The organism is Ramlibacter sp. AN1133 (genome assembly GCF_037890035.1).
GTDB lineage: Bacteria > Pseudomonadota > Gammaproteobacteria > Burkholderiales > Burkholderiaceae_C > Ramlibacter.
The window spans coordinates 1-2,990 of record NZ_JBBKTQ010000048.1 but is presented as its reverse complement, the minus strand read 5'-3'; the positions used below and the strand labels follow the sequence as shown (position 1 = coordinate 2,990).

General features: G+C 67.4%; 4 protein-coding genes. All 4 read left to right on the top strand.

Features of this window, described 5'->3' with window-relative positions:
• The first annotated feature begins 62 nt into the window (after positions 1-62).
• The 4 genes from tnpA to WG923_RS30250 all read left to right on the top strand — a co-directional run bounded on the left by tnpA (position 63) and on the right by WG923_RS30250 (position 2,953).
• Positions 63-458: an IS66-like element accessory protein TnpA gene (gene tnpA, locus WG923_RS30265; protein WP_340354762.1), complete on the top strand. Its 396-nt coding sequence runs from the start codon at positions 63-65 to the stop codon at positions 456-458.
• Positions 455-802, top strand: coding sequence for an IS66 family insertion sequence element accessory protein TnpB (tnpB, locus tag WG923_RS30260; protein ID WP_340354761.1), 348 nt, complete (start codon positions 455-457; stop codon positions 800-802). The genes tnpA and tnpB overlap by 4 nt, the downstream gene beginning before the upstream one ends.
• A gap of 100 nt (positions 803-902) precedes the next feature.
• Positions 903-2,441 (top strand): IS66 family transposase, encoded by a 1,539-nt coding sequence (tnpC, locus tag WG923_RS30255; protein ID WP_340354760.1) that lies wholly within the window; start codon positions 903-905, stop codon positions 2,439-2,441.
• On the top strand, positions 2,438-2,953 hold the full coding sequence (locus WG923_RS30250) for a hypothetical protein (RefSeq protein ID WP_340354759.1): 516 nt from the start codon (positions 2,438-2,440) through the stop codon (positions 2,951-2,953). The genes tnpC and WG923_RS30250 overlap by 4 nt, the downstream gene beginning before the upstream one ends.
• Positions 2,954-2,990 lie beyond the last annotated feature (37 nt).

Below are 2,990 nucleotides of genomic sequence, written 5' to 3'. Positions count from 1 at the left end.
AGTAAGCGTGGCCTCAGGGCCCTATTGAGCTGACCGGCAGGGCAGGTCAGCATGTGTCCACGATGCAAGACAGTGGACACAACTCAGACTGGCACGGCGAGCGTGTCGAGCGCGTCAAGGCCAACGGGAAACGGGTCTTCTCCACCTCCTTCAAGACTTGGCTGGTTGCACAGGCCAACCGGCCCGGCGTGTCGGTGGCAGCGCTGGCCATGCGTCACGAGATCAACGCCAATCAGCTTCGGCGCTGGATGCGGCTCGAGCACCTGGCGCAGCCCGAGCGAGCGCCCGCAGTCCTGCCCGTAGTCCTGGCGCCGCAGCCGTGCGAATCGCAGGCCGCTGAGACGCCGCAACCTGCACGTCCGGCGATCGAGATCGAATTCGCCGACGCAGTGGTCCGCGTGCACGCTAGCGCCGATCCCGCGCAGCTTCGGATGGTTCTGCAAGCGCTGCGCGCATGATCGGCCTGCCTGCGGGCACACGCGTGTGGCTGGTGGCCGGTCACACGGACATGAGAAAGGGCTTCGACGGACTCGCGGCGGTCGTGCAGACGACGCTGGCAGCCAACCCGTTCTGCGGCCATGTGTTCGCATTCCGCGGCCGCAGGGGCGACATCCTCAAGGTGCTCTGGTTCGACGGTCAGGGCCTCCTGCTGCTTGCCAAGCGCCTGGAGCGAGGACGCTTCGTGTGGCCGCAGGCCACCAGCGGCAGCGTGGCGCTCACGCCGGCGCAGTTGTCGATGCTGCTGGAAGGCATCGACTGGAGGATGCCGGTGCGCACCGACGCACCGCAGCTGGCCGCGTGACCTACTGGATAAAGAGGCCTCCGGTGTGGCCCTGATTGGCGCACCGCCCTGAAGCCGGCACAGTATCGATGTGCCTGGCCGCAACGACACCTCCAACGAGATGCCCGACGACGTCGAGGCTCTCAAGCGACGGCTGCAGGCGAGTGAGACCGAGCGCGATCTTCTCAAGCTGATGGTGGAGAAGCTGACGCTGCAACTCGCCAGGCGCAACCGATCCCTGTACGGCACGTCCAGCGAGCGATTCGATTCGACGCAGGGCAGCCTCATCGAAGCAGCACCACTGGATGAAGCGGCTGGCCGCAAGGCGACGAGCAAGCCGGCAGCGAACAACCCGCAGATCAACCGCAGCCTGCCGGCACACCTGCCACGCGAAACCCACGAGCACCGGCCGCAGGCCACCGAAGCGCACCATGACCTTGGCGGCCAGCCCTGTGGCTGTAGCGCGTGCGGCGGGCGACTGCGCAGCATCGGCGCGGACGTCTCCGAACAGCTGGAGTACGTGCCGGCGCGCTTCAAGGTCATTCGCACCGTGCGCCCGAAGCTGGCATGCACTAAGTGCCAGACGATCTTCCAGGCTGCAGCACCGATGCGGCCAGTCAGTCGCGGCATCGCTGGCGCCGGCCTGCTCGCGCACGTGATGGTCAGCAAGTATTGCGACCATCTGCCGCTGTACCGGCAAAGCCGCATCTACGCGCGCGAAGGCGTGGACATCGACCGCTCCACGATGGCGGGCTGGGTGGAGCAAGTCCACGACTTGCTCGACCCCCTGGTGGCTGCACTGGGGCGCTACGTGCTGGCCGCGCAGAAGGTGCACGCCGACGACACGCCGGTCAAGGTGCTGGCTCCCGGCGAGGGCAAGACACGCACCGGCCGCCTGTGGGTCTATGTGCGCGATGACCGGCCCGCTGGAAGCAGTGCGCCGGCCGCTGCCTGGTACCGCTACTCGCCGGATCGCAAGGGCGAACATCCGCGCGGCCACTTGGCGCGTTTCAGCGGCATTCTCCAAGCCGACGCCTATGGCGGCTGGGGCGGTGTGTACGACAGCGGCCGGGTCACTGAAGCGGCATGCTGGGCGCACGCGCGCCGACCGTGGTGGGACCTGTACGTCGAGCACGGACGCGACGACAGCAGCCTGGCTGCGCAGGCGTTGCAACGCATCCAGGCGCTGTACGCGATCGAGGCGGACATCCGCGGCCAGCCACCCGACGTCCGCCGGCACCATCGCCGCGCTCGGGCCGGACCGCTGCTGGCCGAATATCACGACTGGCTGCACGCGGTGCTGGCGCGGGTGTCCACGAAGTCGGAGCTGGCCAAGGCGGCACGCTATAGCCTCGCGCGCTGGCAGGCCTTGATCCGCTACGTCGACGACGGGCGCATCGAGATCGACAACTCCGCGGCGGAGCGGGCGCTGCGCGGCGTAGCCCTTGGGCGCAACAACTACCTCTTCATGGGCTCCGACGACGGCGGCGAGCGCGCTGCGGCACTGTATAGCCTGATGGAGACGGCCAAACTCAATGGGCTGGACCCCGAGGGCTACCTGCGCGACGTGCTCAGTCGCATCAGCGATCATCCGGTCAACCGAGTAGACGAACTGCTGCCCTGGAACATCGCCGGGCACCAGCTGCAAAAAGCCGCATGACCCAAGGTGCCGACCCGAAGCTGCTGGATGCGCTCAGCCGCGCCAGCAGCCTGGAGCTGTTCCAGCTGCAAACCATCATCGAGCGCATGCTCGCGGATCCCAAGCGGATCATCGCCGTGCGCATCAACATGCACTTGGGCCAGACCGTGCGATTCCTCGACTGGCGTGACGGCCAGATGCGCAGCGGCAAGGTCGTGGAGATGCGCGACACGCAAGTCGTACTGCACGAGGCGGCAACCAGGCGCGAGTGGAAGTTGCCGTATGCCGCTATCGAGCCGCCAGCGCCTGGCGCAGCCCCAGCGCGAGCCGAACCGGCGGAGCCGCCTGCGGTGCCGTTGCCGCAGCGAGGCGACTTCCGCTGTGGAGAGAAGGTGGCGTTTGAAGACCGCTACCTGAACACGCAGGTGGGGACGATCACGCGCATCAACCAGCGCACCGCCACGATCGACACGGGAAACGGCCACACCTGGCGCGTCGGATTCCCGCTGCTGCGTCACGTCGTGGACATCTGAGCGGCCCTCGTCAAGAGGGTGCTGGGGCCACGCTTAC

Bases quoted from the DNA above. Each gene is read 5' to 3' on its own strand.
- WG923_RS30250 (WP_340354759.1), top strand. From the start codon at position 2,438: ATGACCCAAGGTGCCGACCCGAAGCTGCTGGATGCGCTCAGCCGCGCC.
- tnpB (WP_340354761.1), top strand. From the start codon at position 455: ATGATCGGCCTGCCTGCGGGCACACGCGTGTGGCTGGTGGCCGGTCAC.
- tnpA (WP_340354762.1), top strand. From the start codon at position 63: ATGCAAGACAGTGGACACAACTCAGACTGGCACGGCGAGCGTGTCGAG.
- tnpC (WP_340354760.1), top strand. From the start codon at position 903: ATGCCCGACGACGTCGAGGCTCTCAAGCGACGGCTGCAGGCGAGTGAG.